The sequence below is a fragment of the Litoreibacter janthinus genome (genome assembly GCF_900111945.1).
GTDB lineage: Bacteria > Pseudomonadota > Alphaproteobacteria > Rhodobacterales > Rhodobacteraceae > Litoreibacter > Litoreibacter janthinus.
In genome coordinates this window covers 2,448,969-2,467,258 of sequence record NZ_FOYO01000001.1, presented here as the reverse complement: position 1 = coordinate 2,467,258, position 18,290 = coordinate 2,448,969, and the positions used below count along the sequence as shown (strand labels likewise).

Genomic DNA, 18,290 nt, shown 5'->3' with positions numbered 1-18,290 from the left:
TTCAGCTAAGTTGGGCTGCTTAGTTTCCAATCCGCGGCCGTGATCGGCACGAACGCCTCAATCGCAGCCGTTGCGATAAAATGAGTTTGGTTGTTCTCCGGATCATGCACATCCAGCCCACCGACAACACCGATGACCTGCGCCCTGCCCCGTGGCAATTCCGCAGTGAGGGCAGCGATGTCGAGTTCTTCGGGCTTTTGCACGCCAATGGTGACCTGCACCCGCATGTCCTCATGACTGATATCAAGGGATTTGAACATCACGATCGACGAATGGTGCAACGCGTCTTGGATCGCCCGTTTTGCGGCCTTGGTGTAATCGAGGCCGTAAAGATCGTTGCCCGTGCCCATTTCCAGAATGATGCGATGCTCCATCACGCGGCCTCCATATCGAAGCTGACCATGACGGCTGCGTTGACGATCACAGTCACGCCGGAGCCGTCAGGCTTGGGAACGTCGAGCCCGCCCTTGGTGACGCAGATAGACGGTTGGCCGTAGGGAAAGATGCTCAGGAGCTTGGAGATGTCCACGGCGTTCGGGTCTTGAGCGCCGATTTCGACGTCTATAATCATGTCGGATTTCTGAAACCCAAACGCCTCTGCCAGATTGACGGAGTTGTGCCACAGCGCGTCTCGGATGGCGCGAGCGGCTGCCTCTGTATAGTCGCGGCGGCGGAGTGACGTGCCCATCCCGAATTCGTGGATCATGCGTGTTTTGGCCAAGGTGCTGCTCCTGAGTTGCAGAATGGCTTGGTTGTGCCGCTAGTCCCGATGCGGCGCAAGCCCCGCGTTCTCGGCGCGGATGCGCACGAAGAGCATCGCGGCGTTCAGGATCGTCCACAAAACAGCGACCCAAACCAATCCGAGCACCATCGGGGCGACGATGATTTCGGCCACAACCAGCGTGTAGTTTGGATGGCGCAAATAACGAAACGGGCCGGCGTTGACCAATGGCGTATCGGTAATGATGATGCGCGTGGTCCAGCGCGGGCCAAGCGTCGTCAGGATCCAAAGTCTGAGACCTTGGAGAACAGCGAAAATCATGAGCCAAGGGAGCGACACGGGATTTTGCCACCCGAACACGACAAGCGCGGCAATCCAAGCTGTGTGCATGGCGACCATCGCCGGATAATGCGCGGCGCCAATCTCTCTGGCACCTTCAGCCATCAGTCTTGCGGTGTTGCGCTTCGCGATGACCAACTCCGAGAGGCGTTGCACGATGATAAAGGTAAGGAACAGTATGGCGGGGCTCATGAGACCTCCCTCAGTTGACGTGGAGGGGCATAAAAGCACCCGTGAAGCCCGGGCCTAGAGCTGCCAGTATCATTTGGCCCTTCTGCGGGGTTTCGAGTACTTTCTTTAGCACAAACAGAACGGTGGGCGCGGACATATTGCCGAAATCTCGGAGCACCGCGCGCTCTTCACTCAGGCTTTCGGAGCGGAGCGACAATGCGTTCTCGATCGCCGTCACAACCTTCGCACCACCGGGGTGACAAACGAAGCGAGAAATACCGGCTTCTCGCAGCCCGCTTAACTCCAGCGCTGTAAGCGCCGCCTCTCGCAGGTGGTTTGTCACGAAGTCAGGGATCGAGCGATCGAATATGACGCCAAGCCCAACTTCATCCACATCCCATCCCATGATGTCCAGCGTGTCCGGCCATAGGATCTGGCGTGCAGGACCAAGGCGCGGTCCCTGCCCTTCGGTCGACAGCACTGCCGCCGCAGCGCCGTCCCCAAACAACACGGTCGCGATAATGTCGGCCTTTTGCATTCGGTCCGTGCGAAACGACACGGAACATGCTTCCACAGCAACCATCAGCACGTTCGATCCGGGAGCGGCGGTGGCGAGTTGCTGCGCGATCCCTAGACCGCTGACGCCACCCGCACATCCCAGCCCGAAGACAGGCACGCGCTGGATGTTTCGCCGAAAGCCCATGCGCGAGAAGGCCCGCGCTTCTAAAGTCGGGGTCGCGATGCCTGTCGTTGAAACGGTGACGACTGTGTCGACTTGGTCCGCGCGCAGCCCAGCGTCGTCAAGCGCAGCGGTCGCGGCTGAGATAAATAGCTCCGTCGCCCCCTTCGCATAAGCAGCGGTGCGCTCGGTCCAACCCTTGTCATGGGTGAACCAGTCGATAGGAACCACGGAATAGCGCGTCTTGACGCCTGACGTTGCGAAACTGGGGGCCAGTCGCTCGAATTGCGAATATCTGGGGCCAAGCAGTCGGCGCGCCGTATCTTCGGCGAGGGTTTGGGGAAGAACATGCGGCGGCACCGCCATCCCAAGCCCCGTCAAATACACGCTCATGCAACTAAATCCTCATGTGGCCAAGAGGAACTTAACGCGTAACAAGCCAAAGGGTTGCCTGTGTCACGCGATCGTGCGCGGTCTATTTGCCTGGCGAGATCGAATGCCCGAACAAAATCAGGTTTGGTCCTTCGTCAATGACGTGGAATTCGCGTTGGTTGTAGGGTTGATCGAACGGTGCTCTGACGCGACCGCTCGGTAGGGTTGACAGTTTGGGTCCTAGCTCTGTCCAAAGCGCGTCGACGTCATCAACATCAATATAGATCATATTCTGACACCGCTCATCCGTCAGGTCTGCGTCGGTGGTCAAGAGCCGCACCGCGGCGTTGTCGCGGCGCAGAAAAGCGTAGCTGTAATCGCCCTCAGACAGAAACCCCGTGGAAAATCCCAAATAATCTTCAAAGAACGCTATTTCCGCCTTGATGTCAGAGCACATGAGAAATGGCGTAATCTGGGTAAGCTTGGGCATTTTGCGCTCCAGTTTTTGGGTTAATGTCGCTAGTGAGCCGCCTGGCGCAACAAAAATACAATAAAATCTGCCCTAGAGACACAAAATTCATCAGATTGGCGGTTGACCCTCCGGAATCGGCTGGTAATGTCCCCAAACACTCACGAAGGAGCATTCGGCATGGCCGATGTAGTCGTCATTCTAAGAAAACGGTGCATGGGTCGGTAACGACACTCCATAACGGAACCCATGCGCCCCCGCCAAACACGGGGGCTTTTTTGTGAGCAGATGAAAAGACGAAAGAGTTAAGGATAGCACGATGGCGAACAAGCAAATGACCGGCGCGGAGATGGTGGTTCAGGCCCTGATTGATCAGGGCGTTGACACGGTATTCGGATATCCCGGTGGCGCTGTGCTGCCGATCTACGACGAGATTTTTCAGCAAAACAAGATCAATCACATTCTGGTCCGCCATGAACAAGGTGCTACCCATGCCGCGGAAGGCTATGCCCGTTCCACCGGCAAACCGGGCGTTGTTCTTGTGACGTCCGGCCCCGGCGCCACGAATGCCGTCACCGGCATGACCGATGCGCTGATGGACAGCATTCCGATGGTTGTTCTGACGGGTCAGGTTCCAACCTTCATGATCGGCAATGACGCGTTTCAGGAAGCCGACACCGTTGGCATCACCCGCCCCTGCACCAAGCACAATTGGTTGGTGAAGGACACGGATCAATTGTCCGACGTCATTCACCAAGCGTTCCATGTGGCTACTCACGGTCGCCCCGGCCCGGTTCTGGTGGACATTCCGAAAGACGTCCAGTTCGCCAAAGGCTCCTACGTTGCTCCAAAAGCCGCGCGTACGCAGCATTATAGCCCGAAGGTGAAAGGCGATATTGAACGCATCACCGAGCTTGCGGAGATGATGGAGAATGCTCAGCGCCCGATCATCTATACTGGTGGTGGCGTCATCAACTCCGGCGACAGCGCGACGGCGTTGCTGCGTGACCTCGCGAAGGAAACCGGCTTCCCTGTAACCTCCACTCTTATGGGGCTTGGCGCTTATCCTGCGTCCGGTGATCAATGGTTGGGGATGCTCGGTATGCACGGTCTTTACGAGGCCAACATGGCGATGCATGGCTGCGACCTGATGATCAATATCGGCGCGCGCTTCGATGACCGGATCACCGGACGTGTCGATGCCTTCTCGCCGGGCTCCAAGAAGGCCCATATCGACATTGACCCGTCCTCGATCAACAAGGTGATTCACGTAGATGTGCCGATCATTGGCGATGTGGCCCATGTGTTGGAAGACCTTCTGCGCGTGTGGAAATCCCGTGGCCGCAAGACCCACAAAGAAGGTCTGGCGAAATGGTGGAACAAGATTGAAGAATGGCGCGCAAAACGTTGCTTGGAATACAAAAACTCCGAAACCATCATCAAGCCGCAATACGCTTTGCAACGGCTCGAGGCGCTGACCAAGCACCGCAAAGACCGTTTTATCTGCACCGAGGTGGGCCAACACCAGATGTGGGCCGCGCAGTATCTTGGGTTTGACGACCCGAACCACTGGATGACCTCGGGTGGGTTGGGCACCATGGGCTATGGCCTGCCCGCTTCCGTTGGGGTGCAAGTCGCGCATCCCGATGCGTTGGTGATCAACGTGGCGGGCGAAGCGTCATGGCTGATGAATATGCAGGAAATGGGCACCGCCCGTCAGTATAACCTGCCGATCAAGCAGTTCATCCTGAACAACGAACGGCTTGGCATGGTTCGCCAGTGGCAGCAATTGCTGCACGGTAATCGTTATAGCCACTCGTGGTCCGAGGCCCTGCCCGACTTCGTGGTTTTGGCTCAGGCCTTTGGGGCCAAGGGTATCAAGTGCACCGATCCGTCCGATCTCGATGACGCAATCATGGAAATGCTGAACCATGACGGTCCGGTGGTGTTCGACTGCGGCGTGGAGAAGCACGAAAACTGCTACCCGATGATCCCGTCAGGCGCACCGCATAACGAGATGCTCATGGGGGAAGACACCGGTGAAGATGCCATCGGGGCCAAAGGCGCGGTGATGGTGTAAGCCGATGTGGGAGTGGTTTGTCTCCCTCTTTGCAGCAGCCCTGCCCCCCGCGGTGGTTCCAGATTTCGATCTGAACCGCGACGTCTATCAGCAGGAGCTGCGCTTCGCGCAAGCCGCCGAGGTTTGTGTGTGCGGTGTGGACTGTGACGACGCACCTGACGGTGGCTATCTGGTGACGGCCACTTCAACCGGCTCGGGGGATGCGCAGGTTTTGCATTTCGCCGACCGGATCGACATTGACGGCGTGCCTGTGACCTTACGGCCTAAAAGCATTTGCCTCGACAAATCGGCGGAGGAACCGCTGCGCCTTACATTGCTGACAACCGCAGGCTATCCGGCCAAATCCGGCACCCCTGTGATCGACATACGATAAAGAAGAAAGAGAGACCGCCATGTCGCCGCTTAAGATCAAAAAAGGCTCGTCCAAGCATTCGGCCTATGACCTAAAGGACCCCAATGCGGATTATATCGAAAGCCACACTCTGGCCTGTGTCGTCTCGAACGAAGCCGGTGTTCTGGCGCGGGTGATCGGGTTGTTCTCGGGGCGCGGCTACAACATCGAAAGCCTGACCGTGGCGGAGGTCGACCATGAGGGCCACCGCTCGCGCATCACGATTGTAACCACCGGCACGCCTGCCGTGATTACCCAAATCAAGGCGCAGCTGGAACGCATGGTTCCCGTCTATGACGTGCATGACCTGACTGAAGAAGGCGCAAGCGTAGAACGCGAATTGGCCTTGTTCAAAGTTGCAGGCACCGGCAGCGACCGGATTGAGGCGCTGCGTCTGGCCGAAATCTTCCGCGCCAATGTTGTAGACAGCACGCTGGAAAGCTTTGTGTTCGAGATGACCGGCCACTCCGAGAAAATCGACGCCTTCGCAGACCTGATGCGCCCTCTGGGCTTGGTCGAACAGGCGCGCACTGGCGTAGCTGCCCTGTCGCGCGGCGCTAAATAGAAAGACCCGCGCCCCCGCCACTCGAGGCAGATCGAGCTTTGACGGGGACGCGGGCTTATTCGCCATCGCGCTTAGGTGCTGGCCGGCGCGAGGCGAATGGGGTTACGCTTCTGGGATCAGGCCGCCTTCGGTGGCTGCAGTCAGCTCCTCTTCATCAACAACGCCGTCGCCATTGGTGTCGACTGCGCTGAACCCCTCTTCAGTCAGAGTTGGATAAACAGCCAGCATTTCGGTGAAGGACACGACGCCGTCGCCGTCGCTGTCCAGATCAGCCACTGCGGCGGATGCCATAGTGCCCATCAAGGTTGCGGTGGTCAGTGCAATAAGAGCGGTTTTCATAGAACTCTCTCCGTAAAGTCGTTTCAAATAAGGCCCGTCCTTCTGGGCCGAGCCACCTGATGCGGTGGTCTCGGGATTAGAGATGCACCTGATTGCACTCGCGTGGGAGAGGCCTGCCACAAGTCGCCCAAAACGGGCCAATCAATGCCAGTTCAACTGTGTTGGGCAGGCATAGGGTTGCCGAGCAAAGGGCCACCTAGCTTCATCGGCAGGAACGTTCCTATGGCGCGCGTTCGTTTCGGCGGGATGCGGTTCACGCGTCGCGGTGAGGCGTTCTGTGTCGCAGTGATACAAGTGAAGTTGTCCCGAATCTGGGAGGATTTGCCCACTAACTTTGTTGGGAGGCCGCTATGTCCACTGAACTCACCGCTGTCATTGCCCCGATCGAGCAAGCTCGGGGGCTACCAAACGCCCATTACATTGACGACGCGACCTTCGTCGAAGAAACCGCTGCGGTTCTGCATGCAACATGGGCAGGGTTGGCCGTTGGCGCAGATGTGCCCGAGAATGGCGACGCCAAGCCGCTGGAGTTTCTAGGCCTGCCTTTGCTGTTGATCCGAGACAAAGATGGCGATGTGCGCGTATTTCAGAACACCTGCCGCCACCGCGGGATGATTTTGGTCGAGGAACCACGCAAGATCGAGGGCGCGATCCGGTGCCCCTATCACTCGTGGTGCTATTCGACCAAAGGCAAGCTGGTGGCGACGCCTCATGTCGGCGGCCCGGGCATGAACACGCATGAGGCGTTGGACAACGCCACCATGGGCCTGATCGAGATACGCTCGCATATCTGGCGTGATGTGGTGTTCATCAACATCTCCGGCGCGGCCGCTCCTTTCGAGGAAGTCCATGCAGAGCTGATCGCCCGCTGGGCCGAGTTCGACCAGCCGATGTATCACGGCGGCGGCGACAGCAAGTTCGAGCTGAAGGTGAAGAGCAACTATAAACTGGCAGTTGAGAACTATTGCGAAAGCTACCACCTGCCATGGGTCCATCCCGGCCTGAACAGCTATTCGCGGCTGGAAGATCACTACAATATCGATGTGCCTGACAAGTATTCTGGTCAGGGCACGCTGGTCTATCGTCAGTTCGAAGGTGAAAGCGGCAAACGCTTCCCCGACTTTGCGGGGCTGAGCGCCAAATGGGACGAAGGGGCCGAATATATCACCGTCTACCCGAACGTCCTGCTCGCGGCGCAACGTGACCACGGCTACGCGATCATCCTAGAGCCAAAAGCGATCAACGAAACTACTGAACACGTCCATATCTACTACGCGGCCCCCAAGGTGGATGACGAAATGCGCCAGAAAAACACCGCGCTTTGGAAGGAGGTGTTCGAGGAAGACATCTTCGTCGTCGAAGGGATGCAACGCGGCCGTTACGGCGCAGGCTTTGACGGCGGGCGGTTTAGCCCCGCGATGGATGGTCCGACCCACTGTTTCCACGCTTGGGTGGCTCAGCGGATCTTGGATTACCGGCAAAGCCACGCCGTCGCGGCCCAGTGAGCCTTGATGCGCAGTTGCTTGCGGCCCACGCGGCAGGCGATGTGGACGCGTTGATCACACTTTACACGCGCGCCGCAGATGAAGCGGCGAAAGACGTGGCGCAAGGGTTCTATCTGACCCACGCGTATATCTTTGCGCTAGAGGCAGGCGACGCACGCGCGGACGGACTTGCGGCACGTCTACGGGCTCAGGGTCGGCTGTGAGGCTTAAACGGTGCCGCGCGGCGGGCGGTCGTTCACTTTGGTAAAGATCATCCCATCCAGCAACTCGGCAAGATCCGGGCGGGCCGACGGGCCGTTAGAGATCGCCAAAAGCAACTGGCTCCCATCTGGGCGGATAACAAACACGCCGGGTTCAGCAAAACGGCGATTGGTTTCCGCGTCGGAGAGTGGCTCGGTCACGTAGAGACCAAGTGTCCCCATTTGCTCTTCAGTCAGGCCATATCCGAGATCAAAACCCCATCCGAATTCTACTTGGTCGGCTTTTGCCTTCGCTTCCGTATCGGCGGACACCACGCAAATATCGAAGCCTGCGTCCGCCCACTTGTCACGCATATCGTTGAGAATATTGAGGTATTTTTTACAGCGCGGGCAGTGCTTGCCGCGGTAGACGATGAACAGCGTCCAGTTCTCGGAGGTGCCGCCAATGCTCAGCTCCCCGCCCCCGAGTTTTGGAAACGACATTCTACTCAGGATCGCGCCTGGGACTGGTTTTGGTGTGGGCATGAGACAGACCTTATTTGGGGATTCACTCAAACCTTGGCAGGGTTTGTGGGTGCGATCAACCGACAGTCCGCGATTCCGGCTCACACGCGTGAGGGACGTCTCCCACCGCCCCTCCAAAAAGAAAAAGGGCCCTTCCGAAGAAGGGCCCGAGGTTCACTGATCAGGCTCGTAATTATACCGCTCAAGTTTTTTTGCCTGCGGCCTGATCTGCGTCAGGGGCGAGCGCACCCGCCCCGGAACCCGGACGCCGCTCCGCAGGAGCAGCGCCGGTATTTTGTTTAGCTACAGCCGGATGTCCCGCCGCAGGTGTTGCACTTCATGCAGGTGCCGTTGCGCACGAGTGTGTAGTTGCCGCACTCGCCGCAGGCTTCGCCTTCGTAGCCTTGCATCTTTGCCTTGGTCCGTGCGTCCAAAGACATCGCACCCGAAGCAAGTGCTGTTGTGACTTCCGGCACCAGCGTTTGCAGCGCTGCGACTGGATCGGTCGCAGCATCAAGCGCCGTGGCCCCCAATGTTGCGTGGCCCATGCCCATACCGCCCTGCAGCACTTTCAACTCTTGTGGCACGCGCTTGCGCAGATACCCGGTGGAGCTGATCTGCTTCAGCACTTCTAGCGATTTGGACGCGGCACTTTCCGACAGATCGTCGATGTTCTGCAGGTTCTCGTTCTCGCCCCGACCGATATCGTCGAACGTTGCGCCGGTTGGCTTCACATGCGCCAGATCGGTACGGTCCAGATAGGACACGGCCAACTCGCGGAAGATGTAGTCAAGGATCGACGTGGCGTTCTTGATGCTGTCGTTGCCTTGGACCATACCTGCGGGCTCGAACTTGGTGAATGTGAACGCGTCCACGAACTCCTCCAGCGGCACGCCGTATTGCAGACCCACGGAGACCGCGATGGCGAAGTTGTTCATCATGGCTCGGAAGCCTGCACCTTCTTTGTGCATGTCGATGAAGATTTCGCCCAGTTGCCCGTCTTGGTATTCGCCGGTGCGCAGGTAAACCTTGTGCCCGCCGACGACGGCCTTTTGGGTGTAACCCTTGCGGCGCTCTGGCATTTTGGTGCGTGCGGTGGCTTTTTCGACTTCGCGGATGATGATTTTCTCGATCACCTTCTCGGCAAGCACGGTGGCTTTTTCGTGGTTAGAGCCGCTTTCAAGGATCTCTGCGGCTTCGTCGTCGTCTTCAACGAGTGCTGCGGCCAGAGGTTGCGACAGTTTGGAGCCGTCACGGTAGAGCGCGTTGGCCTTGATGCCCAAGGACCAAGACAACTCGTAGGCTTTCTGGCAGTCCTCGATATTTGCATCGTTCGGCATGTTGATCGTCTTGGAGATCGCGCCGGAGATGAAGGACTGAGCCGCTGCCATCATGTAGATGTGGCTGTCCACGGACAGGAAGCGCTTGCCCTTCTTGCCGCATGGGTTGGCGCAGTCGAACACGGAGTAGTGCTCTTCCTTCAGGTGCGGCGCACCTTCCAATGTCATGGTGCCGCAGACATGGTCATTCGCGTGCTCGATCTGCTCTTTGGTGAAGCCGAGGTGACGCAGCATGTCGAAGCTGGGGTTGTTCAGCTCAGCCGCTGGGATGCCTAAAGTGCCGGTGCAGAACTCTTCGCCCAAGGTCCACTGGTTGAACACGAAGCGGATGTCGAAGGCGCTTGGCAGTGCAGCCTCGATCTTGGCGAGCTCAGCTTCACCGAAGCCATGACCCACAAGTGCGGTATGGTTGATGCCAGGAGCGTTCCCGATCGTGCCGTGGCCTACAGCGTAGGAAACGATCTCTTCGATCTGGTTGCTGGCATAGCCAAGGTTTTCCAGAGCACCCGGGACGCCGCGGTTGATGATCTTGAAGTACCCGCCGCCGGCCAGTTTCTTGAACTTCACAAGGGCGAAGTCAGGCTCAATTCCGGTGGTGTCGCAGTCCATAACCAGACCGATAGTGCCGGTTGGCGCGATCACAGTGGATTGTGCGTTGCGGTAGCCGTGCTTCTCGCCCAGCTCCAACGCTTCGTCCCATGCCGCCATGGCAAGGTTTACAAGGTCTTGGTCAGGGCAGTTCGCGTGGTCCAGCGCCAGTGGCTTGATGTCCAGCTTTTCGTAGCCTTCGTCATTGCCGTGGGCCGCGTTACGGTGGTTGCGGATTACTTTGAGCATATGCTCGGAGTTTTTCGCGTAGCCCGGGAACGGACCTAGCTCTTTGGCGATCTCGGCAGAGGTCGCATAAGCCACACCGGTCATCAGCGCCGTCAGGGCACCACACATCGCGCGGCCCTCTTTGCTGTCGTATCCGTAACCCATGTTCATCAGCAGACCGCCGATATTCGCGTAACCCAGACCCAAGGTGCGGAAGTCGTAAGAGCGCTGCGCGATTTCCTTCGACGGGAACTGCGCCATAGTGACCGAGATTTCCAGTGTCAGCGTCCACAGGCGGCTGGCGTGCATGTAAAGCTCTGCGTCGAACTTCTGATCCTTTTGGTAGGTCAGCAGGTTCATGGAGGCGAGGTTACAGGCCGTGTCATCCAAGAACATGTATTCGGAACATGGGTTGGAGCCGCGGATTTCGCCGTCTTCTGGGCATGTGTGCCAGGCGTTGACGGTGTCGTGGTATTGGATGCCCGGATCGGCGCAGGCCCATGCGGCGTGGCCGACTTGTTCCCACAGGTCGCGGGCTTTGATGGTTTTGGAAACTTTGCCGTCTTTGCGGTTGATCAGGTCCCAGTCAGCGTCTGCTTCGACGGCCTTCAGGAAGGCATCGGTGACGCGGATGGAGTTGTTGGAGTTCTGCCCGGATACAGAGTTGTAGGCTTCAGAATCCCAGTCGGTGTCATATGTCGGGAACTCGATCGAGGTGTAGCCCTGACGCGCATAATCCAACACGCGTTTCACATAAGTCTCGGGGATCGCAACCTTTTTGGCGTCGCGGATCGCGTCTTTCAACTGCACATTGGTTTTGGGATCAACTGCGTCTTCCAGTTTGCCATCCCAGCCTTTGATGGCTTGGAAAATCACGTTGAGCTTCTGCTCGTGCATTTTGGAGCCAGCAACAATGGAGGCCACTTTTTGCTCTTCAAGAACCTTCCAGTTGATGAACTCTTCGATATCGGGGTGATCCGCATCGACGATGACCATCTTGGCTGCGCGGCGCGTTGTGCCGCCGGATTTAATCGCCCCTGCAGCACGGTCACCGATTTTCAGGAAGCCCATCAGACCGGAGGATTTGCCGCCGCCGGACAACTTCTCACCTTCTGCGCGCAGGGAAGAGAAGTTGGTGCCGGTGCCGGAGCCGTATTTGAACAGTCGCGCTTCACGAACCCACAGGTCCATGATCCCGCCTTCGTTCACCAGATCGTCAGACACGGACTGGATGAAGCAAGCATGTGGCTGCGGATGCTCATAAGAAGATGTGGATTTGGTCAGGACACCGGTTTTGTAGTCGACATAGTGGTGGCCTTGGGCCGGACCGTCGATGCCATAGGCCCAGTGCAGGCCGGTGTTAAACCATTGTGGAGAGTTCGGAGCAGCCATCTGTTTGGCCAGCATGACGCGCATTTCGTCGTAGTAGGCTTGGGCGTCGCCCTCGGTGGTGAAGTAACCACCTTTCCAGCCCCAATAGCACCATGCGCCTGCCAAGCGGTCAAACACCTGCTTGGACGAGGTCTCGCCAACAAAGCGTTGATCTTCTGGAAGTTTCTTCAGCGCAGCTTCGTCTGGGACGGACCTCCACAGAAACTCTGGGATGCCCTTTTCCTTGACGCGCTTGGTCGCCGCAGGGACGCCGGCTTTGCGGAAATATTTCTGTGCGATGACGTCGGAGGCGACTTGGCTCCAACCTGCAGGAATTTCTACGCTGTCGAGTTTGAAAACGATCGTACCGTCGGGGTTGCGAATCTCGGACGTCGTGGAGGTAAACTCCAATGCTGCGTAGGCGTCTTGTCCGGCTTTCGTGAGTTTGCGGTCGATCTTCATTCGTCTTTCCCCGATCCCATGCGCAATACACTGCGCGAGCTATTTATGTCAGACCTGCCTCATGCGGGTCGTGGTTGTGTTCAGGGACAAACTCATTGGCCCCTTGCCTCAGCAAGAGGGAGCACCTTTGATGATGCGTCTATGTGGAGTGTTGCCCCGTCCCGTCGCCGCCACGTGCCACTATATGTGGTGGCTTGTGTGTCGGCCTGCACAACCTGACGTATGTAGGCCCGTGCGGTCAACGGAATTTTTACCACATTCAGGCACAAAAATCTGTTGACCGCCGGACCGCGTGATGCGCTCCGATTCTTACTAAAAGGCAGGTCAAAACAGTGCACAGGGGACCCTGTTGCGAAAAACCAAAGCAAATTGGCGGGTTATCGCCGCAAGCTAGGGTTTTGGGTGAACTATCCACAGGCTTATCCACAGATGATCAGGCGCGACCTGCCCCACCAACCCCATATATGGGGGACGCACAAAGATTTAGCATCTATATGTGGGGCGGGCGAAACTATCGCTGAAATGCCACGCCTTACGCAGCGTTAGCTTTCATCGTCACAGAATCGGGGGGCGATCGGCAGCCACCGTCGTGAAGCAGGCTCGGACGCGGGTTATCCGCAGCAACGCCTCTGCGCACGCGGTATGGAGAAGTTAACACTAAGGGAAAGTACCGCCATGCGGTGATTTAGATGGTCGGGGCGAGAGGATTCGAACCTCCGACCCCCTGTACCCAAAACAGGTGCGCTACCAGGCTGCGCCACGCCCCGACAATCTGAGGGTTTCCTAACCACCTTCGACGGGTTTGAAAAGCCCTAACCGCAGGGCCAAAGCGCTTCATTTTGATTAAAGCTGGAATGTTGAAGGATATCACCTTCGGAAATCCCGAATTTGGCAGCCAACCCACCGCCGATTTCAAGAACATGGGTGAGTCCGTCCCCGCCAGAAATGGCAGTTTCGTCTAGCGGGACGGCATTCGCGTGGATCTTGGCGACCTTGCCCGTCGGTTCAACGAATATCATATCAAGCGGAATCAGCGTGTTGCGCATCCAGAACGCCAAAGGCTGTGGGCGCTCATAAACAAAGAGCATCCCCGAAAGCATCGGAAGGCTGTCGCGGTTCATAAGACCAGTGGCGCGTTCTTGAAAGTCATCTGCGATCTCGACACGAAAAGAGATCGACCCAAACTCACCTTTGATGTTCACACGGTTTGGCGTGCAAGAATCAGCGAAGGCTCCGCCAGCGGCGAAGCCTGTCAGAAAGACTGCCGAAATTATCGAGTCACGAATTCGAGACAGCATAGTCCCAAGAGTGAACCTCAGCCGCCATTTGACCGCGTTCCCCATCGACGACGCGAAGGCAAACAGCCTCGCCCGCAAGAAGATCCGCAAGCCCGCAGCGACGCAGGACTTCGACGTGAAGAAAGATGTCATCACTTGAACCATAGGCATTGGCAAATCCGAAGCCCTTGCCCTTGTCAAACCATTTCACCCGAGCAGGGATCATTTCGACGTCAGACAAATCCTCTGCGGCCAAGATTGGGCCAGCTTCACTTCCGTCCAAAACGGGAGGGGTGAGCGATAGGACCTCGACCGCCTGTAGGCCCCGGTCGGTCTCATGGACCCGCAGTTCAACCTGACTGCCATCTGCAACGGATCCCTGACCGAAGTTCCGCAAAACATTTGCATGGAGCAAAATGTCAGGGCCACCCTCTTCCGCTACGACAAAGCCAAAGCCCTTCACCGCGTCAAACCATTTAACATGACCGACCACAAACTTACTTGCGTCGGCTACTTCGCTATTCTGTGTCATCCAAACTGCGTCGAACTTAGCGACGCCTCCAAGACTACCCATGGAGTACCCCCAACTAATGCTGGCCTCCACGTTCTCACATTGTGAGGTTTCAAGATAGGTAAGGGTTTCCTGCCCTCAACTGTTTACGTGTACGTCAATTCTTCTTAATTCTTGCATGCTTACGGACTAAGACGCGTTATTGTCCAAGGTCCGTGTGGCTCCGTGCGCGACCAGCGGAATCTGTCGTGAAGTCGTGCCGCGCCGTCGGCCCAAAATTCGATCTCTACAGGTCTGATCCGATATCCGCCCCAGAATGGCGGGCGATCCGGATTTAGACCCTTTGCAGCAGTCACTTTCGCCACCTCTGCCATCAAGGCACCACGCGATGAAAGCGGTTGCGATTGCTTGGATGCCCATGCTCCCAAACGGCTCTTGAGCGAGCGGGACTTATAGTAGTCATCCGCCTGCGCCCCATCTTCTCGGGTGACTATACCACGAACACGTACTTGGCGCCTCAAGGATTTCCAATGCATGACAAACGCCGCTTTGCCCGCATGATCTAGCTCCGCAGCTTTCGCACTTTCGTAATTCGTGTAGAAAACGAAGGCGTCATCCTCGACATCTTTGAGCAGAACCATTCGCACATTTGGTAACCCGTCGCGATCGACCGTCGCGATGGCGATCGCGTTCGGGTCGTTTGGTTCGGTCTGCACCGCTTCATCCATCCAGTCGCGAATGATCTGAAACGGGTCGTCCCCCGCGAATTTTCCGGACCTATCCGTCATTAGTCATGTCCCACCATTTCTAACTGCGCCTATAACGAGGCTGGCCGTAGGGCTCAACCATGACGCGGCGTCTTGAATTTTGACCAAGTGGACAAAAACGATAGTCTGGAACCGTCCACATCGTTGCAGGTAGCGCAGACGACGCGATTACAAGGGTTGCTTGATGCAGCTTCGAGTTTCGCCTAAACCGACTTAAACACAACAAGAACAGGCGTTGGGGGACAACATGTCAAATGGATTGATGGCAGGCAAGCGCGGGCTGATCATGGGGGTGGCGAACGACAAGTCCATCGCTTGGGGTATTGCAAAGGCTTGCGCCGACCAAGGCGCGGAAATTGCCTTTTCCTATCAGGGCGATGCGCTTTTGAAGCGTGTCCGACCCCTCGCCGACAGCATTGGCGCGAAGCATGTGCTGCCGTGCGATGTAAGCAATGGCGAGTCGATAGATGCCTTGTTTAAAACGCTTGAAGAGGACTGGGGCTCACTTGATTTCGTGGTGCACGCTATCGGATTCTCCAACAAAGACGAACTTCGCGGTCGCTATGTAGACACCTCGTCCGACAACTTCCGCATGACAATGGATATCTCTGTCTACTCCTTCACAGCGGTTGCGCAGCGCGCCGAAAAGATGATGAATGACGGCGGATCCTTGCTCACGCTCACCTATTACGGCGCAGAAAAGGTCATGCCACATTATAATGTGATGGGCGTGGCAAAGGCTGCACTGGAAGCGTCGGTGAAATATCTGGCCGAGGATCTTGGCAAAGATAACATTCGTGTTAACGCCATCTCGGCTGGTACGATCAAGACGCTGGCGGCATCTGGCATCGGCGACTTCCGCTATATTATGAAGTGGAACGAATATAACGCGCCGCTGCGCCGGACAGTCACGCAAGAAGAAGTCGGCAAATCCGCTTTGTATCTGCTGTCCGATCTAGGTTCCGCTGTGACCGGTGAAGTGCTGCATGTCGACGCCGGCTATCACGTCGTCGGCATGAAGGCCGTGGACGCGCCGGACATCGAGAAATGACCTTAGCGGGCTTCGTTAGCGTCGCCCTTATTCATTTGCTTGCGGCGATCTCGCCGGGGCCGTCTTTCGTGTTGAGCGTCCGGTCCGCCGCCTCCGAAGGTCTACGAACCGCCATGGGGCTTGCTGTCGGGTTCGGCCTGGCTGCGACACTGTGGGCGGCGGCTGCCTTGCTTGGTTTGTCTTTGTTGTTTGAGGTGGTCCCTGCCCTGTTCACCACGCTGAAAGTCGTGGGCGGATTGTTCCTGATCTATATCGCATGGAAGATGTGGCAACACGCCTCCGAGCCTTTGCCCGTTATCGCCGAAGGCACCACGCCACGGTCTGTGTTCGGGGCGGTTTGGCTGGGTCTGATCGCAATGCTCGCCAATCCCAAGCCAGCCGTGTTTTTCGGTGCCGTTTTCGTCGGATTGGTGCCGGTTGAGGCCTCCTTGGCGGACAAGCTTTTTGTCTTGTTCAATATCTTCTGGGTCGAAACTGCGTGGTATATGTTTGTGGCGCGCGTCTTCTCGCTGCCCCGCGCCCGCACAGCTTACGGCCGCTTCAAATCAAAACTGGATCGCAGCTTTGGCGGTCTGATTGCCGTTCTCGGCGCTAAAATTGCCATCACCTGAGGGAACTTGACCAATGACCGACCGCCTGCCCCACGAAAAAGGCTTTCACATCAGCTGGGATCAAATCCACCGCGACAGCCGCGCCTTGGCGTGGCGACTGGACGGGCATGGCCCTGACAACGGGGCGTGGCGCGCGGTCGTCGCCATCACACGTGGCGGCATGGCCCCTGCAATGATTGCGGCCCGCGAGCTGGATATCCGCACGGTGGATACGATTTCCGTCAAATCCTACGACAACCAGACCCAATCCGAGGCCAGCGTTCTAAAGAAGCCGGATGACGCCTTGATGGGGGACGGCACAGGTATCCTGATCATCGATGATCTCGTTGACAGTGGCAAGACGCTCGAGATTGTCCGCGCGCTCTACCCCAACGCGCATTTCGCCACGGTGTATGCCAAGCCGAAGGGCCGCGCGCAGGTCGACACGTTTATTACCGAAGTGTCGCAAGACACGTGGATTTTCTTCCCGTGGGATATGGCGATGCAATACGTGAAGCCCTATCGCGGCGAATAAGCTTCGCCCCGCAACGCCTTGTTAGAAAAGAATACCTCATGCGATTGAATCCGAACATGGCCGCGACGTTCCCTCCTCCAGTGATGGAGGCGCGGCGATGGATTGATGGCGTCGATTTTCCCAAAGACCGCCCGCTGATCAACGTCTCGCAAGCTGCGCCAGTGGATCCGCCCCCTGCGCCATTGCGCGAAGCTATGGCGCAGTTTGTGTTGGGAGACGACGCGACGCATCTTTACGGGCCGGTTCTAGGCCTGCCTGAATTACGGACCGAAGTTGCTGACCAATGGAGCGCGGCCTACGGTGGCGCGATCTCGGGGTCTCAAGTGGCCATTACGTCTGGATGCAATCAGGCATTTGCTTCAATGATTTCGACGCTTTGTGCGGCGGGTGACGAGGTCATCGTCCCGACGCCTTGGTATTTCAATCATAAGATGTGGCTCGACATGGGGGGCATCACCTCGGTGGCGCTCAAAGCGGGTGACGGGCTTTTGCCTTCGGTGTCGGATGCAGCGGCTCTGATCACCTCAAAAACGCGCGCTATCACGTTGGTAACGCCAAACAATCCGGGCGGCGTGGAATACCCGTCCGAACTGGTTGGTGCGTTTTTTGATCTATGCCAGTCCCGTGGCATCGCGCTGATTGTTGATGAGACCTATCGCGATTTCGACAGTCGAACTGGCGCGCCGCATGACCTGTTCACGCGTCCTGATTGGGAGCAGACGCTCATCCACCTCTACTCCTTTTCCAAAGCCTACCGGCTGACGGGTCACCGCGTCGGGGCGATGGTCGCATCCGAGGCGCAACTGGCCGAGGCCGAGAAGTTTCTCGATACGGTTACCATTTGCCCGAACCAGCTAGGCCAGCGCGCCGCGCTTTGGGGGATGCAGAACCTTGGCCCGTGGCTTGCCGAACAGCGTGCCGAGATTTTGACGCGCCGAGCCGCGATCGAGGCCCATTTCCCAAGGCTCGCCGGAAAAGGATGGACGCTGCAGGGGAACGGAGCCTATTTTGCCTACATGACGCATCCGTTTGACGAGCCGTCCGACAAGCTGGCCCAACGCATGGTGAAAGAGATCAGCGTGCTCTGCCTGCCAGGGACGATGTTCATGCCGGAGGGCGATCCGTCAGGTGCGAAGTCGCTACGCATTGCGTTTGCCAATATCGACGCCGCAGGTATTGCGGAGCTTTTTGAGCGTATGGAATCCCTCTGACTGGCTTGCCCCCCTGAGGGCAAC

Annotated in this window: 20 protein-coding genes and 1 tRNA gene; 9 read left to right on the top strand and 12 right to left on the bottom strand. The window is 57.4% G+C overall.

The genetic code is table 11. The features are described from left to right. Positions 1–5: 5 nt before the first annotated feature. From BM352_RS12365 to BM352_RS12345, 5 genes are all read right to left on the bottom strand, one after another. Positions 6–377, bottom strand: coding sequence for a Lin0512 family protein (locus BM352_RS12365; protein WP_090217245.1), 372 nt, complete (start codon positions 375–377; stop codon positions 6–8). Then, a complete protein-coding gene (locus BM352_RS12360; protein WP_090217242.1) occupies positions 374–721 on the bottom strand; it encodes a Lin0512 family protein in 348 nt (115 codons plus the stop codon). The genes BM352_RS12365 and BM352_RS12360 overlap by 4 nt, the downstream gene beginning before the upstream one ends. Before the next feature lie 39 nt (positions 722–760). Continuing rightward, positions 761–1,252, bottom strand: coding sequence for an isoprenylcysteine carboxyl methyltransferase family protein (locus tag BM352_RS12355; RefSeq protein WP_090217239.1), 492 nt, complete (start codon positions 1,250–1,252; stop codon positions 761–763). A 10-nt stretch (positions 1,253–1,262) separates the two neighbouring features. Then, positions 1,263–2,303 carry a type III polyketide synthase gene (locus BM352_RS12350; protein WP_090217237.1) on the bottom strand — a complete coding sequence of 347 codons (1,041 nt, stop codon included), beginning with the start codon at positions 2,301–2,303 and terminating at the stop codon, positions 1,263–1,265. 82 nt (positions 2,304–2,385) lie between these two features. After that, a complete protein-coding gene (locus BM352_RS12345) occupies positions 2,386–2,772 on the bottom strand; it encodes a bleomycin resistance protein (RefSeq protein ID WP_090217235.1) in 387 nt (128 codons plus the stop codon). 298 nt (positions 2,773–3,070) lie between these two features. On the opposite strand from BM352_RS12345, the gene BM352_RS12340 reads away from it, so the two are divergent. From BM352_RS12340 to ilvN, 3 genes are read left to right on the top strand one after another with little or no spacing between them, the layout of a single operon-like run. Then, positions 3,071–4,831, top strand: a complete 1,761-nt coding sequence (locus tag BM352_RS12340; protein ID WP_090217232.1) for an acetolactate synthase 3 large subunit — start codon at positions 3,071–3,073, stop codon at positions 4,829–4,831. Positions 4,832–4,835: 4 nt separating this feature from the next. Next, positions 4,836–5,204 carry a hypothetical protein gene (locus BM352_RS12335; RefSeq protein WP_090217229.1) on the top strand — a complete coding sequence of 123 codons (369 nt, stop codon included), beginning with the start codon at positions 4,836–4,838 and terminating at the stop codon, positions 5,202–5,204. A 19-nt stretch (positions 5,205–5,223) separates the two neighbouring features. Then, entirely contained in the window at positions 5,224–5,787 is a 564-nt protein-coding gene (gene ilvN, locus BM352_RS12330) for an acetolactate synthase small subunit (RefSeq protein WP_090217227.1), read from the top strand. Positions 5,788–5,889: 102 nt separating this feature from the next. Here ilvN and BM352_RS12325 read toward each other — a convergent pair whose 3' ends face one another. After that, a complete protein-coding gene (locus tag BM352_RS12325; protein WP_090217224.1) occupies positions 5,890–6,126 on the bottom strand; it encodes an EF-hand domain-containing protein in 237 nt (78 codons plus the stop codon). 350 nt (positions 6,127–6,476) lie between these two features. On the opposite strand from BM352_RS12325, the gene BM352_RS12320 reads away from it, so the two are divergent. Together BM352_RS12320 and BM352_RS12315 are read left to right on the top strand one after the other, a co-directional pair. After that, positions 6,477–7,631 (top strand): aromatic ring-hydroxylating oxygenase subunit alpha, encoded by a 1,155-nt coding sequence (locus tag BM352_RS12320; RefSeq protein ID WP_090217221.1) that lies wholly within the window; start codon positions 6,477–6,479, stop codon positions 7,629–7,631. After that, entirely contained in the window at positions 7,628–7,834 is a 207-nt protein-coding gene (locus BM352_RS12315; RefSeq protein ID WP_090217219.1) for a hypothetical protein, read from the top strand. Before BM352_RS12320 ends, BM352_RS12315 begins: the two co-directional genes overlap by 4 nt. 3 nt (positions 7,835–7,837) lie before the next feature. Here the strand turns inward: BM352_RS12315 and BM352_RS12310 are convergent, their stop codons facing one another. From BM352_RS12310 to pdxH, 6 genes are all read right to left on the bottom strand, one after another. Further along, complete coding sequence (locus tag BM352_RS12310; protein WP_090217216.1) at positions 7,838–8,356, bottom strand: redoxin domain-containing protein; 519 nt, start codon at positions 8,354–8,356, stop codon at positions 7,838–7,840. A 278-nt stretch (positions 8,357–8,634) separates the two neighbouring features. Beyond that, positions 8,635–12,324 carry a vitamin B12-dependent ribonucleotide reductase gene (locus BM352_RS12305; protein WP_090217213.1) on the bottom strand — a complete coding sequence of 1,230 codons (3,690 nt, stop codon included), beginning with the start codon at positions 12,322–12,324 and terminating at the stop codon, positions 8,635–8,637. 690 nt (positions 12,325–13,014) lie between these two features. After that, positions 13,015–13,091: transfer RNA gene (locus BM352_RS12300), tRNA-Pro, on the bottom strand. Positions 13,092–13,136: 45 nt separating this feature from the next. Further along, a complete protein-coding gene (locus tag BM352_RS12295; RefSeq protein WP_090217211.1) occupies positions 13,137–13,622 on the bottom strand; it encodes a DUF192 domain-containing protein in 486 nt (161 codons plus the stop codon). Further along, on the bottom strand, positions 13,603–14,133 hold the full coding sequence (locus tag BM352_RS12290; RefSeq protein WP_090220229.1) for a cold-shock protein: 531 nt from the start codon (positions 14,131–14,133) through the stop codon (positions 13,603–13,605). Before BM352_RS12290 ends, BM352_RS12295 begins: the two co-directional genes overlap by 20 nt. Positions 14,134–14,294: 161 nt before the next feature. After that, complete coding sequence (gene pdxH, locus BM352_RS12285; protein ID WP_090217209.1) at positions 14,295–14,900, bottom strand: pyridoxamine 5'-phosphate oxidase; 606 nt, start codon at positions 14,898–14,900, stop codon at positions 14,295–14,297. Between the two features lie 226 nt (positions 14,901–15,126). On the opposite strand from pdxH, the gene fabI reads away from it, so the two are divergent. From fabI to BM352_RS12265, 4 genes are read left to right on the top strand one after another with little or no spacing between them, the layout of a single operon-like run. Further along, the gene (gene fabI / locus BM352_RS12280; protein WP_090217206.1) at positions 15,127–15,930 is read left to right on the top strand and encodes an enoyl-ACP reductase FabI; all 804 of its coding nucleotides are present in this window, start codon (positions 15,127–15,129) and stop codon (positions 15,928–15,930) included. Then, the gene (locus BM352_RS12275; RefSeq protein WP_090217204.1) at positions 15,927–16,541 is read left to right on the top strand and encodes a LysE family translocator; all 615 of its coding nucleotides are present in this window, start codon (positions 15,927–15,929) and stop codon (positions 16,539–16,541) included. The genes fabI and BM352_RS12275 overlap by 4 nt, the downstream gene beginning before the upstream one ends. Before the next feature lie 13 nt (positions 16,542–16,554). Further along, the gene (gene gpt, locus BM352_RS12270; RefSeq protein WP_090217202.1) at positions 16,555–17,055 is read left to right on the top strand and encodes a xanthine phosphoribosyltransferase; all 501 of its coding nucleotides are present in this window, start codon (positions 16,555–16,557) and stop codon (positions 17,053–17,055) included. A 38-nt stretch (positions 17,056–17,093) separates the two neighbouring features. Continuing rightward, entirely contained in the window at positions 17,094–18,266 is a 1,173-nt protein-coding gene (locus BM352_RS12265; protein ID WP_090217200.1) for an aminotransferase, read from the top strand. Positions 18,267–18,290: the final 24 nt, after the last annotated feature.